This is a genomic window from Antarctobacter jejuensis (assembly GCF_052266595.1).
GTDB classification, from domain to species: Bacteria; Pseudomonadota; Alphaproteobacteria; order Rhodobacterales; family Rhodobacteraceae; genus Antarctobacter; species Antarctobacter jejuensis.
Genome location: NZ_JBQQXJ010000001.1, coordinates 387,219 through 404,771, shown reverse-complemented (window position 1 = coordinate 404,771; position 17,553 = coordinate 387,219). Strand labels below are relative to the sequence as shown.

General features: G+C 65.3%; 21 protein-coding genes. 14 read left to right on the top strand and 7 right to left on the bottom strand.

The window, feature by feature from the left end:
* Window positions 1-8 precede the first annotated feature (8 nt).
* The 3 genes from ACTXGA_RS01970 (at window position 9) to der (ending at window position 3,802) form a co-directional block, all read left to right on the top strand.
* The gene (locus ACTXGA_RS01970; protein WP_443391431.1) at window positions 9-665 is read left to right on the top strand and encodes a tetratricopeptide repeat protein; all 657 of its coding nucleotides are present in this window, start codon (window positions 9-11) and stop codon (window positions 663-665) included.
* 58 nt (window positions 666-723) lie between these two features.
* Entirely contained in the window at window positions 724-2,064 is a 1,341-nt protein-coding gene (locus ACTXGA_RS01965; RefSeq protein ID WP_443391430.1) for a PQQ-like beta-propeller repeat protein, read from the top strand.
* A gap of 271 nt (window positions 2,065-2,335) precedes the next feature.
* A complete protein-coding gene (der, locus tag ACTXGA_RS01960) occupies window positions 2,336-3,802 on the top strand; it encodes a ribosome biogenesis GTPase Der (protein WP_443391429.1) in 1,467 nt (488 codons plus the stop codon).
* Between the two features lie 326 nt (window positions 3,803-4,128).
* Here der and lfb1 read toward each other — a convergent pair whose 3' ends face one another.
* The 4 genes from lfb1 to ACTXGA_RS01940 all read right to left on the bottom strand — a co-directional run bounded on the left by lfb1 (window position 4,129) and on the right by ACTXGA_RS01940 (window position 7,368).
* Complete coding sequence (gene lfb1 / locus ACTXGA_RS01955; RefSeq protein ID WP_443391428.1) at window positions 4,129-4,488, bottom strand: LIC10280 family protein; 360 nt, start codon at window positions 4,486-4,488, stop codon at window positions 4,129-4,131.
* Window positions 4,489-4,555: 67 nt separating this feature from the next.
* Complete coding sequence (locus ACTXGA_RS01950; RefSeq protein ID WP_443391427.1) at window positions 4,556-5,257, bottom strand: TspO-related membrane protein; 702 nt, start codon at window positions 5,255-5,257, stop codon at window positions 4,556-4,558.
* 37 nt (window positions 5,258-5,294) lie between these two features.
* Complete coding sequence (gene serS / locus ACTXGA_RS01945) at window positions 5,295-6,587, bottom strand: serine--tRNA ligase (RefSeq protein ID WP_443391426.1); 1,293 nt, start codon at window positions 6,585-6,587, stop codon at window positions 5,295-5,297.
* A gap of 97 nt (window positions 6,588-6,684) precedes the next feature.
* The gene (locus ACTXGA_RS01940; protein ID WP_443391425.1) at window positions 6,685-7,368 is read right to left on the bottom strand and encodes a trypsin-like serine peptidase; all 684 of its coding nucleotides are present in this window, start codon (window positions 7,366-7,368) and stop codon (window positions 6,685-6,687) included.
* A 170-nt stretch (window positions 7,369-7,538) separates the two neighbouring features.
* Between ACTXGA_RS01940 and yajC the strand changes: the two genes are divergently transcribed.
* The 11 genes from yajC to ACTXGA_RS01885 all read left to right on the top strand — a co-directional run bounded on the left by yajC (window position 7,539) and on the right by ACTXGA_RS01885 (window position 15,445).
* Window positions 7,539-7,820: a preprotein translocase subunit YajC gene (gene yajC / locus ACTXGA_RS01935; protein ID WP_443391424.1), complete on the top strand. Its 282-nt coding sequence runs from the start codon at window positions 7,539-7,541 to the stop codon at window positions 7,818-7,820.
* Window positions 7,821-7,826: 6 nt separating this feature from the next.
* Window positions 7,827-9,491 carry a protein translocase subunit SecD gene (secD, locus tag ACTXGA_RS01930; protein WP_443391423.1) on the top strand — a complete coding sequence of 555 codons (1,665 nt, stop codon included), beginning with the start codon at window positions 7,827-7,829 and terminating at the stop codon, window positions 9,489-9,491.
* 1 nt (window position 9,492) lies between these two features.
* A complete protein-coding gene (secF, locus tag ACTXGA_RS01925; protein ID WP_443391422.1) occupies window positions 9,493-10,461 on the top strand; it encodes a protein translocase subunit SecF in 969 nt (322 codons plus the stop codon).
* Window positions 10,454-11,200 (top strand): sulfite exporter TauE/SafE family protein, encoded by a 747-nt coding sequence (locus ACTXGA_RS01920; protein ID WP_443391421.1) that lies wholly within the window; start codon window positions 10,454-10,456, stop codon window positions 11,198-11,200. Before secF ends, ACTXGA_RS01920 begins: the two co-directional genes overlap by 8 nt.
* Window positions 11,201-11,209: 9 nt before the next feature.
* Window positions 11,210-11,563: an Mth938-like domain-containing protein gene (locus ACTXGA_RS01915; protein ID WP_443391420.1), complete on the top strand. Its 354-nt coding sequence runs from the start codon at window positions 11,210-11,212 to the stop codon at window positions 11,561-11,563.
* A gap of 177 nt (window positions 11,564-11,740) precedes the next feature.
* Window positions 11,741-12,352 carry a heme ABC exporter ATP-binding protein CcmA gene (gene ccmA, locus ACTXGA_RS01910; protein ID WP_443391419.1) on the top strand — a complete coding sequence of 204 codons (612 nt, stop codon included), beginning with the start codon at window positions 11,741-11,743 and terminating at the stop codon, window positions 12,350-12,352.
* A complete protein-coding gene (gene ccmB / locus ACTXGA_RS01905; RefSeq protein ID WP_443391418.1) occupies window positions 12,349-13,005 on the top strand; it encodes a heme exporter protein CcmB in 657 nt (218 codons plus the stop codon). The genes ccmA and ccmB overlap by 4 nt, the downstream gene beginning before the upstream one ends.
* Window positions 13,006-13,078: 73 nt before the next feature.
* Window positions 13,079-13,828: a heme ABC transporter permease gene (locus ACTXGA_RS01900; RefSeq protein WP_443391417.1), complete on the top strand. Its 750-nt coding sequence runs from the start codon at window positions 13,079-13,081 to the stop codon at window positions 13,826-13,828.
* Window positions 13,825-13,980 carry a heme exporter protein CcmD gene (gene ccmD / locus ACTXGA_RS01895; protein WP_443391416.1) on the top strand — a complete coding sequence of 52 codons (156 nt, stop codon included), beginning with the start codon at window positions 13,825-13,827 and terminating at the stop codon, window positions 13,978-13,980. Before ACTXGA_RS01900 ends, ccmD begins: the two co-directional genes overlap by 4 nt.
* A complete protein-coding gene (locus ACTXGA_RS01890) occupies window positions 13,973-14,512 on the top strand; it encodes a DsbE family thiol:disulfide interchange protein (RefSeq protein ID WP_443391414.1) in 540 nt (179 codons plus the stop codon). Before ccmD ends, ACTXGA_RS01890 begins: the two co-directional genes overlap by 8 nt.
* Before the next feature lie 96 nt (window positions 14,513-14,608).
* The gene (locus ACTXGA_RS01885; protein ID WP_443391413.1) at window positions 14,609-15,445 is read left to right on the top strand and encodes a c-type cytochrome; all 837 of its coding nucleotides are present in this window, start codon (window positions 14,609-14,611) and stop codon (window positions 15,443-15,445) included.
* A 22-nt stretch (window positions 15,446-15,467) separates the two neighbouring features.
* Here the strand turns inward: ACTXGA_RS01885 and ACTXGA_RS01880 are convergent, their stop codons facing one another.
* The 3 genes from ACTXGA_RS01880 to ACTXGA_RS01870 all read right to left on the bottom strand — a co-directional run bounded on the left by ACTXGA_RS01880 (window position 15,468) and on the right by ACTXGA_RS01870 (window position 17,418).
* Window positions 15,468-15,605, bottom strand: a complete 138-nt coding sequence (locus tag ACTXGA_RS01880) for a hypothetical protein (RefSeq protein ID WP_443391411.1) — start codon at window positions 15,603-15,605, stop codon at window positions 15,468-15,470.
* 146 nt (window positions 15,606-15,751) lie between these two features.
* Window positions 15,752-16,456: an SDR family NAD(P)-dependent oxidoreductase gene (locus ACTXGA_RS01875; protein ID WP_443391410.1), complete on the bottom strand. Its 705-nt coding sequence runs from the start codon at window positions 16,454-16,456 to the stop codon at window positions 15,752-15,754.
* Between the two features lie 95 nt (window positions 16,457-16,551).
* Complete coding sequence (locus ACTXGA_RS01870; protein ID WP_443391408.1) at window positions 16,552-17,418, bottom strand: Hint domain-containing protein; 867 nt, start codon at window positions 17,416-17,418, stop codon at window positions 16,552-16,554.
* Between the last annotated feature and the right edge of the window lie 135 nt (window positions 17,419-17,553).

The following is a 17,553-nucleotide window of genomic DNA, read 5'->3' as shown; positions in this document are numbered from 1 at the left end:
GGGCCCCGGTGAGCGACGCCGACAGTTTTATCGAAGAGGTGACCGAAGAGGTCAAACGCGACCGCCTCTTTGCCTGGATGCGCAAATGGGGCTGGGTCGGCGTTCTGATCGTTGTCCTGATCGTCGGCGGTACGGCTTACCGCGAATGGCGAATTGCTTCGGCAGAGACGCAGGCGCAGGCCTTTGGCGACAGCGTGGTGACGGCGCTGGACGGCAGCGATGCAGCGGCACGGATCGGTGCGCTGGAGGCAATCGAGGCGCCGACAACGGGCGCCCAGGCCGTTCTGGACATGTTGACCGCCGCCGAAGAGGGCACCGCAGGTGACGATGCCGAGGCGGTCAAGCGCCTGCAGGCGGTGGCGGACAATTCTGAAATTCCGTCGATCTACCGCCAGATTGCCAGCTACAAGGCGCTGACCCGCGGCACAGAGGTGCTTTCTGTCGATGAGCGCCGCGCCGGGTTCGAGGCGCTGGCCGTGCCGGGGCAACCGCTGCGCCTTTTGGCCGAGGAACAACTGGCCCTGATCGATATCGAGATCGGCGAGCGGCAAGCGGCATTGACGCGACTGGGGCGCCTGGTCGAAGACTCCGAGGCCACGCAGGGCTTGCGCCGCCGCGCCTCGCAACTGATTGTGGCACTGGGCGGTACACCGCCCGGGACTTGAGCCCAAGCGGCTCAGACCTCGGGGGCGGGCCCCCGCAAGGTGACGAAAGGGTAACGAGATGCTGCGCACCACCTCTCTGCTGATTTCGCTGGCCGCGATGGCGCTGGCTGCCGGATGTTCCGAGCGTGAGCAGATCCTTCCGGGGGAGCGGCTGAACGTGCGCGATGCCCTGAGCGGGGAGTATGCCGAGGACGCCACCGTTGCGGCGGAGCCTGATGCGCAGGCCCGGGCCTTTTCCGCTCCGAAGAAAGTGGCAAATGCCGATTGGTCGCAAAGCCCGGTCTCACCCCATGTCCGCGTGACGAATGCCGCCCTTGGACAGGGACTTCAGCCGCTGTTTTCGGTCTCCATCGGCGCGGGGGACGGACGCAAGCAGCGCCTGAACGTCGATCCGATCGTTGCCGGTGGCCGCATCTATACAATGGATGCCGATCACGTCGTGCGCGCGACCTCGACGGGCGGGCAAACCCTGTGGAGCGCATCGCTGGTTCCGATACGGGACAAGGCGCCCCAGGGGCAGGGCGGCGGTCTGGCCTATGGTGACGGCAAGCTGTTTGTCTCTTCCGGTTTCGGCAAGCTGACCGCGCTGGATCCGGCAACGGGCGGCAAGCTCTGGGAGCAGGATCTGAACAACACCGCCACGGGTGCGCCCTCGTATCGCGACGGTCTGGTCTATGTGGTGTCGGGCGATCAGACGGCCTGGGCCATCGAGGCCGGGGACGGCCGGGTGCGCTGGCAAATGGACGGCGCCAAGGACCTCAACAATATCGCGGGTGCGCCTGCACCGGCGGTGAACGACAAATACGTCATCTTCTCCTTTGGATCGGGCACAGTGCAGGGCGCGTTCCGCCAAGGCGGCCTGCGGGTCTGGAGCGCCGATATCCTTGGCCGTCGGTCCGGGTTCACCATTGCCGGTATCGATGACGTGACGGGCGATCCGCTGATTTCGGGTGATACGGTTTTCGCCGGCAACCACTCGGGCAGCGTCGTGGCCCTGAACGTCTACAACGGAGAGCGTCTTTGGACCGCCAAGCGCGGTGCGTTGGGGCCGATGTGGCCTGCGGGCGATTCGGTCTTCTTCGTCTCTGACCTGAACGACCTTGTGCGGCTGGACGCGCGCACCGGGCAGGAGATCTGGTCGACGGAACTGCCGGGCTATGAACCTTCGCGCAACCCCAACCGCCGCCGGGACAAGGCCTTTGCCAATCACGGTCCGATACTGGCGGGGGATCGCCTGATCGTGGCGAGCTCGGACGGCAAGTTGCGTATCTTCAACCCGGCCAACGGGCAGATCGTGCAGGAGGTTGCCATCCCCGGTGGCGCCACGACACGTCCAGTGGTGGCCGGTGGCACGCTGTATGCTGTGTCCCGCAAGGGCGTGTTGCACGCCTACCGCTAACCCTTGACCTAGATGAGCGCGCTTGCGCGCGCGCAGGGTCACTCGCGCAACGGCCCTTTGGGCCATTGGCTCGGGTGTGGGGGCGCTGCCCCCACCGCGCCCGAGGCGCGGTCCCCCAAGGTTTTTGGGAACCCAAAGAAGCCTTGCCTCGGTCTTGTCTGTGCGCGGGCCCTTGGTCTGGGCGGGGTTGGTCTCCGGCGGTGTGGTCGCATTGCTCTTTCGCGCGCGTTGAAAATGCGCTAAGCCGCGCGCCTGATCCGCGGAGCCGCTCATGACTTTCTCGCTCGCCATCGTCGGCCGCCCCAACGTGGGCAAGTCGACCCTGTTCAACCGTCTTGTCGGCAAGCGTCTTGCGCTGGTCGACGACCAGCCGGGTGTGACCCGCGACCTGCGCGAAGGCGAGGCGCGGCTGGGCGACCTGCGGTTCACGGTGATCGATACCGCTGGGCTGGAGAACGCCAGCGACGATTCCCTGCCTGCCAGGATGCGGCGGCTGACCGAGCGGGCGGTGGATATGGCGGATGTCTGTCTGTTCCTCGTGGATTCGCGCGTGGGAATCCTGCCTGATGACGAGATCTTTGCCGAGATCCTGCGCAAACGCTCGGCGCATGTGATCCTTGCCGCCAACAAGGCCGAGGGGTCGGCAGCGGATGCCGGTATCCTGGAGGCCTATGGGCTGGGGCTGGGCGAGCCGCTGCGCCTGTCGGCGGAGCATGGCGAGGGGATGAACGAGCTTTACAGCGTGCTCCTGCCGATTTCCGAGGAATTTGCGGAACGCGCCGAGGCGGATGCGCCCGAGACGGATATCGCGGTCAGCGACGACGAGGATGCGGAGACGGCAGCGCGGGTGCCGACGCAGGACAAGCCTTTGCAGATCGCCGTGGTCGGGCGCCCCAATGCGGGCAAGTCGACGCTGGTGAACGCGATCCTAGGCGAGGACCGGCTGTTGACCGGGCCGGAGGCCGGGATCACGCGGGATGCGATTTCCGTTCAGCTGGACTGGGGCGGGGTGCCGACGCGGATTTTCGATACCGCCGGGATGCGGCGGCGCGCCAAGGTGCAGGAGAAACTGGAGAAGCTGTCTGTCTCGGACGGCATCCGGGCGGTGAAGTTCGCCGAAGTGGTGGTTGTGCTGCTGGATGCGGCGATCCCCTTCGAGACGCAGGATTTGAAGATCGCCGATCTGGCCGAGCGTGAGGGCCGCGCCGTGGTCGTTGCGGTCAACAAGTGGGACATCGAGGACGAGAAGCAGGAAAAGCTGAAGTGGCTGCGCGAGCAGTTCGAGCATGTCCTGCCGCAGTTGCGCGGTGCCCCCTTGGTGACCATTTCGGCGCGGACCGGCAAGGGTCTGGACAAGCTGCAGGCGGCGGTGATGAAGGCCTATGACGTCTGGAACCGCCGGGTGTCGACCGGGCAGTTGAACCGCTGGCTGGAGGGGATGGTGCAGCGGCATCCGCCCCCCGCGCCGCAGGGCCGCCGGATCAAGCTGCGTTACATGACGCAGGTGAAGACGCGGCCGCCGGCGTTTGTGGTGATGTGCTCGCTGCCCGACAAGCTGCCGGAAAGTTATTCGCGCTACCTTGTGAATGGGCTGCGTGAGGATTTCGACATGCCGGGCACGCCGATCCGTCTGACCATGCGCGGGCAGGGGGACAAGAACCCCTACAAGGGCCGCAAGAAAAAGAACGCCGGCGCGCTGAAAAAGCACCTTGGGAGCCTGCAGGCGAAGAAGTCCTGAGGGGGTGTCCACGCGTGGACAGCTTAGGGGGAATGTGGATTCAAGGGGTTACGAGGACGTTTTAACCTCCTGGTAAGACTTGAAGGGCTGCGCCTGCCCTGACGGGCGCGGGTTTCGCTTCGGGACCCACCCGTGAACAGGACGCTGTCTGTTCGCCGGATCCCCCTCTCGCTGAATTGCTGCCTGAGGCAAGCCCGCCCCCGCTGCAAGGGCAAGCCGCGCAAGGCGCGGGGCTGCGCCCCCTTGCACCGGCGGCGCGCTCCCCTCTTTCCGGCATCAAGCGAGAGGCGGCTCCGGCGAACAGACGGCTGGGCGGCGATCCGGCGTCAGCGCTGCGGGGCCAGCCGGTCCAGCGCGTGGCCATCGGCCCAGGTGCCATGCAATTCGCCGTCGGGCATCAGCACATAGACCACCGGATTGGAGTCGCCCTGCCAGTTTACCGTCAGCACGCGGCCTTCGAGACGGCCGGTGCCCTGGTAGTCCTGACCTGCGATGGACCATGCGATGTTGTAGTCCGCGCCCTGCTGGCGGAGCACGACCGTGCCGGTATAGGCCGAGCCGTCCGGGTTGCGGCCGCTGACCGCGTAGGTGCCGGCGATGGCGGCCTCGCTCTGGTGCGTGGTTTCCTGCGCCATGGCCATTGGCGGCAAGACACTGAGGACGGTTGCGAAAAACAGGGCGCGCATGGCAATGGCCTTTGTTCTGGAAAATTTCGACCCAAGCCTAGGCCCCGGCCCGCGGGTCTGTCCAGAATTACTCGGTATCGGTGCCGCGCACGCCCAGGATGGCGACCATGCCGACAACCGCCAGCAGCGCCACGGCGGCGTTGAAGGGCTGCGAGTTCTGCACCACGACCCCGACCAGCGCCCAGATCACCGTGATGCCGTATTCCGGCGCGCGGTGCAGCCGGTATTGCATGATCACCGAAAGCGCCATGCAGATCGAGAGCGCCAGCAGGGCCGCCGGGGTGGGGGGCATCCAGCCATAGCCGCCGATCACCACGCCAAGCGCCACGCAGGCCGCCGCCGAGAGCCAGCCCGCGTAGACCGCGATGGGGGCCTGTTGCAGCCAGCGATCGGTGTCCCCGGCGCGGAAGAGGGCAACAAGAGCGGTGCCCAGCATGGCCCAGATCAGAACCGTGGCCGCAACTGGTGAGACCGTGGCCAGCGGCAGCCAGACGATGCCCATGGCGAGGCTGGCGAAGAGCATGGGCCGCATCGGCGCCCAGTCGGGATCGTCGCCGCGCCGGAGCGCGCCGAAGACCGTGCCGACGATCAGCCAGACATAGATCAAACCCCAGATCGCAAAGGCGTAGCCCGCCGGTTGCACCGGCGGGTCCTCCAGCGGGACCGGGAATTGCGAGGGCTCGAACCCGTTGAACCCGGGTGCAAGCCAGGGCGAGGCCGCGAAGGCCAGCGCCGCAACAGCGCAGAGGATGGACCAGAGCCGCGTCATGCCTTGGGCTTTGCGCTGGAGACGGTGCCGGAGGCCATCATGCCAGCGTCCCGTCGGCGTTCAGACGTGTCTTGCCGCCCAGATAGGGGTGCAGCACCTCTGGCAGATCGACCGAGCCATCGGCCTGCTGGCCGTTTTCCAGCACGGCGATCAGGCAGCGGCCCACCGCAAGGCCGGAGCCGTTCAGCGTGTGCACGAATTCCGGCTTGCCGCCCTCGGCGGGTTTGTAGCGGGCGTTCATGCGGCGCGCCTGAAAATCGCCGCAGAGCGAGACAGAGCTGATCTCGCGGTAGGTGTTCTGACCCGGCAGCCAGACCTCGATGTCATGGGTGCGCTGCGCGCCAAAGCCCATGTCCCCGGTGCAGAGTGCCACGGTGCGGTAGGGCAGGCCCAGCCGTTCGAGGATGCCCTCGGCGCAGCCGGTCATGCGATCGTGTTCCGCGCGGCTGTTTTCCGGCTTGGTGATCGAGACCATTTCGACCTTTTCGAACTGGTGTTGGCGCAGCATGCCCGCCGTGTCGCGGCCCGCGCTGCCCGCTTCGGAGCGGAAACACTGCGAATGGGCCACGTAGCGGCGCGGCAGGTAACCCTCTTCGACCACCAGGCCATTGACGATATTGGTCAGCGTCACCTCGGAGGTCGGGATCAACCACCAGCCATTGGTGGTTTCATAGCTGTCCTCGCCGAATTTCGGCAGCTGACCGGTGCCATACATCATTTCGGGGCGGACAAGGACGGGGGTCCATGTCTCTGTCAGGCCGTTTTCATCAACGTGGGTGTTGATCATGAACTGCGCCAGCGCGCGGTGGATGCGGGCCACGGCGCCGGACAGCACGACGAAACGGCTGCCCGAGAGCTTGGCCGCCACTTCGAAATCCATGCCCGGCTTTACGCCATCGATGTCAAAATGTTCCTTGGGCGCGAAATCGAGTTCGCGCGGGGTGCCCCAGCGCTTGATCTCGACATTGTCGTCCTCATCCTTGCCGTCGGGCGTGTCCTCGAAGGGCAGGTTGGGGATGCCCATGAGCAGGTCGGTCAGTTCGGCGTCGAGCGTTTTGGCCTTGTCCTGCATTTCGGCCACTTCGGCCTTTTTCGCAGCGACCAGCGCGCGCAGGCGTTCAAATTCGGCCTCATCGCCGCTGGCCTTGGCGCGGCCCACGTCCTTGGAGGCGCGGTTCTGTTCGGCCTGCGCCTCTTCGGCGGCGGTGATGGCGGCGCGGCGGGCGCGGTCCAGTTCCAGAACGGACGAGGACATCGGTTCCACCCCCCGGCGGACAAGCGCCGCGTCCCAGGTTTCGGGATTTTCGCGGATGGCGCGGATGTCGTGCATCGTCTCCTCCAGTTTTCTAGCGTGCGGTTGAGTCGGGTGGGTTATGCCCCAACTTGGCAAAGGACGGTAGAGGCCGCGGGCCGGTTCGGGCGCAAACTCAACGGGATGCCGCGAATTGTTGCCGGAGCCATCCGTCGACGGGCACCACAAGGGCCTGTTCCTCTGTCACGGCGACGATCACCGCGACCACGCGCCGCGCCTGGCCCTCTCCCAGGATGACCGGGCCGCCGGACTGTCCCGGTTCCACCCGGCAGCCGATCCGCCAGAGGCCAGAGACCGCTTCGCCATAGCAATAGGGGGTGATGGTCAGCCGGTGCGGGCGCGACCGCATGTAGCCCATCAGGGTCAGCGGGCCGGGCAGGGTGCCGTTGCCGAAGGTCAGCGGCGCGGGTGTCAGCGGTTCCGTCAATTCGGCCAGCGCAAGGTCATGGCGGATGTCGAAACGCCCCTCTGCATAGGCCTGCGGGTGCACATGCACCTCTTTTATCCGGGCGGCGCCGGTATGGTCCGCGCCATCCCAGCCGGCGACAAAGACCATGTCATCCACCCGTTTGAGATAGCCGTCCTCGGGCCGGGTGACGCAATGCGCAGCCGTCAGGATCAGCGCGGGCGCGATCAGCGTGGCGGTACACATTTCCGTGGTGCGGTATCCGGCGGTGTTCAGGCGGCCAATCGCATCCTCTTCGCCGGCGTGCAGGGCGACGGGCAGCATCAGCAAAAGGAACAGGCGCAACAGCATCGCCACAACGATAGCGTCAGGGCAGGGCGAGGGAAGAGGCAAGGCCGGGCTTTCCGCGGGACAGCGGCAATTTGCGTCGCCATCGGCCGGGGCGCGGGGCGAAACACGGGCGAACGGGGCCGGGCCGCCTTGCATCTGGGCCGTGCCGCGCATAGGTTCCGCGCAATTTCGCGGGGGGTGCCCCGCTGTCCCTCTACAGGAGCATCATCCCTATGGAAGCCATCGGCCAGTTTCTTCCGCTTATCCTTATCTTCGCGATCATGTACTTCCTGCTGATCCGTCCGCAGCAGAAGAAGATGAAGGATCACCAGAATATGGTCGCGGCGCTGCGCCGGGGCGATCAGATCGTCACCCAGGGCGGCGTGATCGGCAAGGTCGTCAAGGTCAAGGACGACAAGGAACTTGAAGTCGAGATCGCCGAGGGCGTGAAGGTTCGCGTGGTCAAGGCCACCGTCGCACAGGTTCTGTCCAAGACCGAACCCGCGGAAAGCTGATCCCAGATGCTGCAGGTCGATCTCTGGAAGCGCGTGCTGATCTGGGCCACCGTGGTGGTCGGCCTGCTGCTCGCCATGCCGAATGCCTTTTATACCCGCGTCGAGGTTCATAACGACGCGGCCAAGGCCATCGAGGCGGGTTTCGATACCGAGGAAAACCGGACGGCGCTGGGCAACTGGCCCTCTTTCCTGCCCTCGGGGCTGGTGAACCTGGGGCTGGATCTGCGCGGCGGCGCGCATCTGCTGGCCGAGGTTCAGGTCGAGGACGTCTATGAGGCGCGGATGGAGGCGCTGTGGCCCGAGGTGCGCGACGTGTTGCGCGCCGAGCGGGACACCGTGGGCACCATCCGCCTGCAGCCGTCGCGGGTGCCGGGCGAATTGCGCGTGCGTGTCTCACAGCCCGAGGGCATGGCGCGTGCGATGGAGGTTGTGCGCGATCTGGCCACGCCGGTCGTGTCGCTGACAGGGGCGGGCGCCTCTGACATCGAGGTCAGCAGCGAGAACGACGTTCTGGTCGTGACCCTGTCCGAGGCCGAACGTCAGGCCATGGACGACCGCACCATGCAGCAGAGCCTTGAGATCATCCGCCGCCGCATCGACGAGGTCGGCACGCGGGAACCCACAATCCAGCGGCAGGGCTTTGACCGTATCCTGATCCAGGTGCCGGGCATCGGATCGGCGCAGGAACTGAAGGAAATCATCGGCACCACGGCGCAGCTGACCTTTCAGCCGGTCGTGACGCGCACGACGGATGCCTCCGAGGCGCCGGGCGTGGGCAACGAGCTTTTGCCGTCACTGGACGACGAGGGGGTCTTCTACATTCTGGAACAGGCCCCTGTGGTCACGGGCGAGGAACTGACCAACGCGCAGCCCGCCTTTGACCAGAACGGCCGTCCGGCAGTGAACTTCAACTTCAACCCCTCGGGCGCGCGTAAGTTCGGCGATTATACCGCCAACAACATCGGCTCTCCCTTTGCCATCGTCCTTGACGACGAAGTGATCTCTGCCCCGGTGATTCAGTCCCACATCCCCGGCGGATCGGGCATCATCACGGGCAACTTCACGGTCGAGGAATCGACGCATCTGGCCGTGCTGCTGCGCGCCGGTGCGCTGCCGGCCAAGATGGTGTTCCTTGAAGAACGGACCATCGGTCCGGAACTGGGGCAGGACAGCATCGACGCGGGCAAGATCGCGACCATCGTCGCCTTTGTCGCGGTGCTGGTCTTCATGTTCCTCAGCTACGGGCTGTTCGGCGTTTTTGCCAATGTGGCGCTGATCCTGAACATCGGGCTGATGTTCGGTTTTCTCAGCCTGATCGGCGCTACGCTGACCCTGCCGGGCATCGCGGGCATCGTATTGACCGTGGGTATGGCCGTCGACGCCAACGTGCTGGTGTTCGAGCGGATCCGCGAAGAACTGCGCACCGCGCGCGGTCCGGCGCGGGCCATCGAGCTAGGCTATGAAAAGGCGCTGAGCGCAATCGTGGACGCCAACATCACCACCTTCATCACGGCGGTGATCCTCTATGTCATGGGGTCCGGTCCGGTGCGCGGCTTTGCGGTCACGCTGGGCTTTGGCATCCTGACCTCTGTCTTTACTGCGATCTTCGTCACGCGGCTGCTGATCGTCATCTGGTTCGAACGCCGCCGTCCGAAAACGATCGAGGTCTGACATGCGCCTGAAACTGGTACCTCAAGAGACCAACTTTGATTTCTTTTCGAGACCGGCGCTGTGGCTGGGGATTTCGGCCTTCATGATGGTGCTGGCGCTGATCAGCTTTGGCGTGCGCGGTCTGAACTATGGCATCGACTTTCAGGGCGGCACCACGATCCGGACCGAAAGCGCGCAGCCGGTGGACGTGGGCGCCTATCGCGCCGCACTGGACGCGCTGGATCTGGGCGACGTGGTGATTTCCGAGGTCTTCGACCCGAATTTCGGCCCCGAAGAGAACGTCGCAATGGTGCGCATCGGCGCGCAGGACGGCGAAGAAGCCGTATCGAGCGAGGTCATCGCGCAGGCCGAGGCGGCACTGGTCGAGATTTCGCCGGACATCAAGTTCGTGTCGGTGGAATCGGTTGGCCCCAAGGTTTCCGGCGAATTGATCCAGACGGCGGCTATCGCTGTCGTGCTGGCGATCGGGGCGGTGCTGATCTACATCTGGCTGCGGTTCGAATGGCAGTTTGCTGTCGGTGCGGTCGTGGCGCTGGTGCATGACGTGGTGCTGACCATCGGGATCTTTTCCGAGGTCGGGATCAAGTTCGACCTCGCCATCATCGCGGCGCTGCTGACCATCGTGGGCTATTCGCTGAACGACACCGTGGTCGTGTTCGACCGGGTGCGCGAGAACCTGATCAAGTACAAGACCAAGGACCTGAAAGAGGTGCTCAACCTCTCGATCAACGAGACGCTGAGCCGGACCTTCATGACCTCCTTCACCACGCTGCTGGCGCTGATTGCGCTGTTCGTGCTGGGCGGGGACGTGATCCGCGGTTTTGTCTTTGCCATGATCTGGGGCGTCATCGTCGGCACCTATTCGTCGATCTTCGTGGCCTCGGCCATGCTGATGCGGCTGGGGGTCAAGCGTGACTGGTCCAAGCCGGCGGACAACACCGGCAACCAGTTCGGCGACATCGATGCCTGACGTGTTCGGCCCGGCCCCCGAGGGGCTGGGCTGGATCGTGTTCGCGGCCTTTCTGGCCGGTCTGGTCCGGGGGTTTACCGGGTTCGGGTCCGGCCTCGTCTTTCTGCCGGTGGCGGCGCAGTTCCTGCCGCCCTTCGGCGCAATCCTCACCATGACCCTGATGGACCTCTTCGGTCCGGTGCCGATTCTGCGCCGGGCCTGGGGCGACGTGGACAGGGGCGATCTGAAGCGGCTGGTCCTGGGCTGTGGCCTGTGCCTGCCCCTGGGCCTGTGGATCCTGACGCAGGTGCCGCCCGACGCATTTCAATGGGCGGTCAGCCTTTTGGCGCTGGCCATGCTGCTGGTTCTGTCGCTGGGGCTGCGGTACCGCGGCACCGTCGAACGGCGGATGGTGACGGCGATCGGGGCGACGGCGGGCGTGCTGGGCGGCATGGCGGGGCTGCCGGGGCCGCCGGTGATCCTGTTCTACATGTCGCGCCCCCTGCCGGTGCGGATGATCCGGGCAACCATCCTGTTGTTCCTTCTGGCCTATGATCTGATGCTGGTGGGCTACATGGGCGCCTTCGGGCGGCTGGAGGGGTCGTTCTTTCTGTTCGGTCTGGCGATGGCGCTGCCCAACATGATGGGCAACTGGGTTGGCGGGCGGCTGTTCGATCCGGCGAAAGAGCGTCTTTATCGCGGTGTGGCCTATGTTCTGATCCTGATGGCGGCCTTGTCGGGGCTGCCGGTTTGGGGGTAGGAAGACGGCATGCGACTGAATGAGATTGTCTATACCGATGCGGTGCCGGTGGACGGCTACGGGCCCGGGTTTTTCCGGGTTGGTGGCGATGTCCATGAGGGGCCGCTGCTCTTGTGGGATCGCGGCCGCTCGGACTGGGGCGGGCTGGAGGATGCGGCGGCTTTGCTGACCCTCGCGGGGCTGGTGGACGTGCTGTTCGTGGGCACCGGCGCCGAGACGATGCATGTGCCGACCGCGCTGCGCACCCAGTTGGAGGAGGCCGGGCTGGGCGTCGAGGCGATGAACTCTCCCTCGGCTTGCCGGACCTACAACGTGTTGCTGAGCGAGGGGCGGCGGGTGGCCGTTGCGGCACTGCCGGTCTGAGCTGGGCACGATTTTTCCGGGGAAAAATCGGGGCTTGGGGGCGCTACCCCCGTCGCGCGTTGCGCGACTCCCCCGCGGGTATCTGAAAAACCAAAGAAGCAGGGCGTTGCGCGGTCATCGCGTCGCGGGGGCGGCTTGGGGCTTTTGCGTCGGCGCGGGCTGGGGTAAGCCACTGGCATGGAATTGAAAGTGTCCGATCTGACGGTGGCGCGCGGCGGTCTTCCTATCCTGGAAGGCGTCGGGTTCGTGCTGCCCGAGGGGCGGGCGCTGGTTTTGCGGGGGCCGAATGGTGCGGGCAAGACCACGCTTTTGCGTTGCGTCGCCGGATTGCAGCCACCGATGCAGGGCCGGGTTGAGGGCGCGGGCGAGCGGATCGCCTATGCCGCCCATGCGGACGGGTTGAAATCCATGCTGAGTGTCGGGGAGAACCTGCGGTTTTGGGCGCGGGTGTTCGGCACGGCGGATATCGGCGAGGCGCTGCGGGCGTTCAACCTTGAGGCCCTTGAAGACCGTCTGGCCGGCACCCTGTCGGCAGGTCAGAAAAGGCGGCTGGGGCTGGCGCGGCTGATGGTGACGGGGCGACCTGTCTGGGTGCTGGATGAGCCGACAGTGTCGCTGGACGTGGCCTCTGTGGCGCTGTTTGCCGATGCGGTCAGGGCGCATCTGGCGGGCGGGGGATCGGCGCTGATGGCGACCCATATCGACCTTGGGCTGGAGGCGGATGTGCTGGATGTGGCCCCCTATCGCGCCACGCCGCGCGCCGCCGTGCAAGACGAGGCCTTCCTGTGATTGCGCTCTTGATGCGGGATTTGCGGCTGGCGGTGCGGGCCGGGGGCGGCTTTGGCCTTGGGCTTGCGTTTTTCCTGATCGTGACGGTGCTGGTGCCCTTTGGCGTGGGGCCGGAGACCGGCCTCTTGGGGCGGATTGCGCCCGGGGTGCTGTGGATCGGGGCGCTGCTGGCCTGTCTGCTGTCGCTGGACCGGATCTTTGCGCTGGACTGGGAGGACGGGTCGCTGGACCTGCTGGCGACCGCCCCGCTGCCGATGGAGGGGATCGTCGCGATCAAGGCGCTGGCGCATTGGCTGACCACGGGTCTGCCGTTGGTCTTGGCCGCGCCGGTTCTGGGCGTGTTGTTGAATCTTGCGACGCCCGGATACGTCTGGGTCTTTGTCAGCCTCGCGCTGGGGACGCCCGCGCTGTCGGTGATCGGCACCTTTGGCGCGGCACTGACGGTGGGGTTGAAACGCGGCGGATTGCTGATGTCCCTGCTGGTGCTGCCGCTCTATGTGCCGACGTTGATCTTTGGGGCCGAGGTGGCGCGGCGCGGGGCAGAGGGGTTGCCCGTGCAGACGCCCCTGATGATGCTGGCCGGGATCAGCTTTGGCGTCGCGGCGCTGCTGCCCTTTGCCAGCGCGGCGGTGCTGCGCATCAACCTGCGGTGAGCGCGCCATGCTGACGTATTGCGTCCGCGCGATATTTGCGCTGTAACCCCCGGGGGTAGGGAGGCACATGGCCATGTCGATCTGGGAATACGCCAATCCGGTGAAGTTCATCCGTACTGCGGACCGGGTATTGCCGTGGCTGTCCGTGGCGGCGGTGATCTGTCTGTCCGTCGGGCTGATCTGGGGCTTTTTCTTTACGCCTGACGATTTCCGCCAAGGGTCCACCGTCAAGATCATCTACCTGCATGTGCCCGCCGCGATGATGGCGATCAACGCATGGGCGATGATGCTGGTGGCCTCGCTGATCTGGATCGTGCGCCGTCACCATGTCAGCGCGCTGGCCGCGCGGGCCGCGGCACCCATTGGCGCGACGATGACGGTGATCGGGCTGGCGACGGGCGCGATCTGGGGCCAGCCGATGTGGGGGACATGGTGGGCCTGGGATCCGCGCCTGACCGCCTTTCTGGTGCTGTTCCTGTTCTACCTTGGCTATATGGCGCTGTGGCAGGCGATCGAGGATGACGACACCGCCGCCGATCTGACCGCGATCCTGTGCCTTGTGGGATCGGTCTTTGCCGTGCTCAGCCGATATGCGGTGCATTTCTGGAACCAGGGGCTGCATCAGGGGCAATCTGTGCTGCGGGCAGAGGCCGTGGTGGGGGCCGACACCACCGAAAAGGTGTCGAACGTCTATTTCTACCCGATGCTGGTGTCGGGGCTGGGCTTTGTCCTGTTGTTCATCGCGCTGGTTTTCCTGCGCACGCAGACGGAAATCCGGGCGCGCCGGACCAAGGCGCTGCTGGCGCGGGAGCGGATGGCATGATGCCGGAACTTGGCAAATACGCGGGCGCGGTCCTGTCGTCCTACGCCGTGTCGCTGGGGCTGATCGTGGCGCTGGTGATCTTCAGCGTCTGGCGGGCGCGCCGGGTGCGGGCAGAGCTGAAGAAGGTCGAGGAACGGGTGAAGAATGGCTAAACTGTCGCCTTTGATGGTCCTGCCGCCGGTGATCTTTGGCGCGCTTGGTCTGCTGTTTTACCTTGGCCTTGGGCGAGAGGGCAAAGATGACCTCGAATCCGTTTTCGAGGGCAAGCCGGCCCCGGCGATGACCGATCAGGCGCTGCCGGGCTATGCCGCCATCACGCCGGAAACGCTGGCCGCGGGGGAGGTGACGCTGGTCAACTTCTGGGCCAGCTGGTGCCCGCCGTGCCGCGCCGAACACCCGGTACTGATGCAGATGAAGGCGGACGGCATCCGCATCGTCGGTGTGAATTTCAAGGATCAGGCGGGCAATGCGACGGCCTATCTGGAAGATGAGGGCAACCCCTTCCTTGCCATCGCTTTTGATCCACCGGGCCGTACGGCCATCGACTGGGGCGTCACGGCCCCGCCCGAGACCTTTATCCTGGACGGTGACGGAACGGTCCTGTTCAAGTTCGTCGGCCCTCTGGTCGGGTCCGACTACCGGCAGCGCTTTGTGCCCAGGCTGAACGAGGCGCTGGGGCGCTGAACAAGATTCCCCTGAGAGGCTGACGCGACCTGCGCTATTCTGTGCAGGTGCATGAGTCGCCTTGTTTCAAGAAAAACTGATTTCACGGAGACGGAAATGAAACCGATTTTAAGCGGGATCATCGTGCTGACCTCTGCCACGATGGGCCTTGCAGAGCCGAGCCTTGAGCGCGGCGAATACCTTGTCGAGGGGCCTGCGGGCTGCGGCAACTGCCATACGCCGCTGGGGCCGCAGGGCCCGGTGATGGATCAGAACCTTGGTGGGCGTCTGGTCGAGAAGAACCCCGCTTTCACCGCGATTGCACCGAATATCACGCCGGCGGGTGCGGTAAGCGATTGGACGGACGGCGAATTGGCCAAGGCCATCCGCGAAGGCATTCGCCCCGATGGCAGCGTGATCGGGCCGCCGATGCCCATCCTGCTGTACCGGGGCCTGTCGGATGACGACGTGATGAGCATGGTGATGTACCTGCGCTCTGTCCCGGCGGTCGATCTGGATCCGGGCAAGAGCACCTACAACATCCCTTTGCCGCCCGCCTATGGACCGCCGCTGGACAGCGTCCCGCATCCCGAAGAGGGCGTAAGCGTCGAATACGGGGCCTATCTGGCCGGGCCGGTGGCCCATTGTCTGGAGTGTCACACGACCTTTGGCGACATGGGGCCGATGTTCGACACTCATCTGGGCCGGGGCGGGTTCGAATTCCACGGGCCCTGGGGGGGGTCGGTGGCGTCGAACATCACTTCGCACGAGGACGGGTTGGCGGGGTATTCGGACGCGGAACTGAAGGACATGATTGCCAAGGGCGTGCGGCCGGACGGCAGCCAGATGATGCCACCCATGCCTTATGGCTATCTGGCCCGGATGACGGCGGACGACATGGATGCGCTGATCCTGTACCTGCGCACCATCCCGCCACAGCCGGACCCGGAATAATCCCGCGCGTCGGGGCCTGCGGTCAGAGCTCGCAGGTCACGGACACGGTCACGTCCGTCGGGGCCGTGCAGGGCGGGGTACCGCTGTCCTGCGCGGCGTAGGCGCCGATCACGGCGAGGAGAAGGAGTGCTGCGGCCTGTACAAGGGTCAGGAGTTTCATCGGGTCTGCCTCATTAGTCTTTGTGTTCAACACATGGGATAATGAGATTGAATTACAGGGGGAAACATCCGAAGCGCAGGTCAGGAATACCCGCAATGCGAGCGGTTTGCGCGGTTTTCGGCGTGGCTGCCCGAGAAATTGGCAGGCTATTGCCAGCCGCCGTGCAGCCCGATCACTTCTCCGGTAAGAAACCCGGCCCTGTCTGACACAAGGAACGCCGCAAGTTGGGCCACGTCCTGCGGCGTGCCGAAACGGGGCAGGGCGGTGCGGGATCGGATCTTGTCGCGGATATCGTCGGGACGCGGGGCATCGTCGCGCTCGATGGGTCCGGGGGCAATGCCGCAGACCCGGATGCCGCGCGGTCCCAGCTCTTGCGCCAGCGCCAGCGTCGCGGCGTCCAGTGCCGCCTTTGACGCGGCAAAGGCCGAGACGCGGGCAGGGGGCAGTCGCCCGTTCAGCGACGATATGTTCAGGATGACGCTGCCCGCGCCCATGTCCGGCGCGCAGAGCGCCGAGAGGTCCAGTGCGGGGGCAAGACCCACCTGCATCATCTGCATCGCCTCAGCCCCTATGCCGGGCGACAGGGGCGTGGCGCGCCCCGGCCCGACGTTGTTGACGAGGGTATGGACCGGGCCGAGAGCCTGCGTGACTTCGGCATGCAGACGCGCGGCGGCCCCGGGGTCTGCGAAATCCGCGTGAAAGATCTGTGCCCCGGTTTCGGAGGCAAGATGCTCGGCGCCTTGGCGGTCATCGCGGTAGGTCAGCGCAAGACTGTGCCCCTGCGCGGCCAGTTCGCGGGCGATGGCGGCGCCGATGCCGTTGGAGGCGCCGGTGATCAGGGTCAGGGTCATGAAACGAGTAGACCCCGCCGGAGCGGGGTCTGCAAGGGACGGCGGCCCCTGCTTCTGTCGTGTCCCTCAAGCAGCCTGCGCTGCTTCAGGTGGGGCTAGGCCGTGAGAGCCAAATCCTCGGTGGGAAAGACGCCCAGCCTGTCCCTGATCGCCAAGGGCAATTGTCGTCGGGCTGAAATGCGCGGGCGGGCCATTTCCGGGATGACCCGCTCAGCGCCGTAGAGATCAAGGTACTGCAGATAGTTGTCGAAGGCGCGGCGGTCTGCGTAGTCGATGAAGGTTTCCGAAGGCGCGCCATTGGCGAGGATCACGTCATGCGCTTCGGTTTCCACGTGGTAGACGGTGTAGCTGTTGCCCAGTTCGGCGCTCTGCACCCAGTTGATGCTGTCGCCGTTCACAAGCGCGGACGCGTTGATGACGTATCCGTCCAGCACCATGCCGTGGTCGGCGGTCACGGTCAGGTCGGCATTTGGCAGTCCATGGCCAAGCGAGCCTGCGCGAAGCCTGACCAATTGCCGCTTCGACGCGGCAAATGCCGTGCGTACCGTCTGACGCCCGATCCATTTCACGAGAACACAGCGGCCATCCTCGGTCAGGATGTCATCGCCGATGGTTAGATCCTCGACCGCCGCCGTGCCGTCAGGGGTCGAAATCCGCGTTCCGGCCGCGAAACAGAAAAGATGCGCGCCCGGTGTCGCCCCCGGAAAACTCGCCGGGGGAGTAACCCAGCCCGGACCGGGGTTGTACACATGGTGCGAGCCGTCGGGACGCTGGAAAACCGGCATTTCAATGCCACCGACCGTGATGGTGCCCACGTAATCGTTGGTCGAAAAGGTCTGATCGCCGGTTTCGAACTGGTCGTCATTGTCCTCATCCGCAAGGGATCCGCCAGCGATGGAATTGTTGATCTGCGTGCCTGCCGGATCATAGACGAAATCCTGCACGTAATTGAAATCGGACATTTTTCCCCACAATATTGGATAAACACCGGCACGTTACTGCACCGGTTGGCACCGTCAATCGGATTTGAATCCAAAGCTGTGGGCGGACAGTAACCCGTCATTTCCCGGAGCTATCGAGTGAAAGGGGGGACGCCG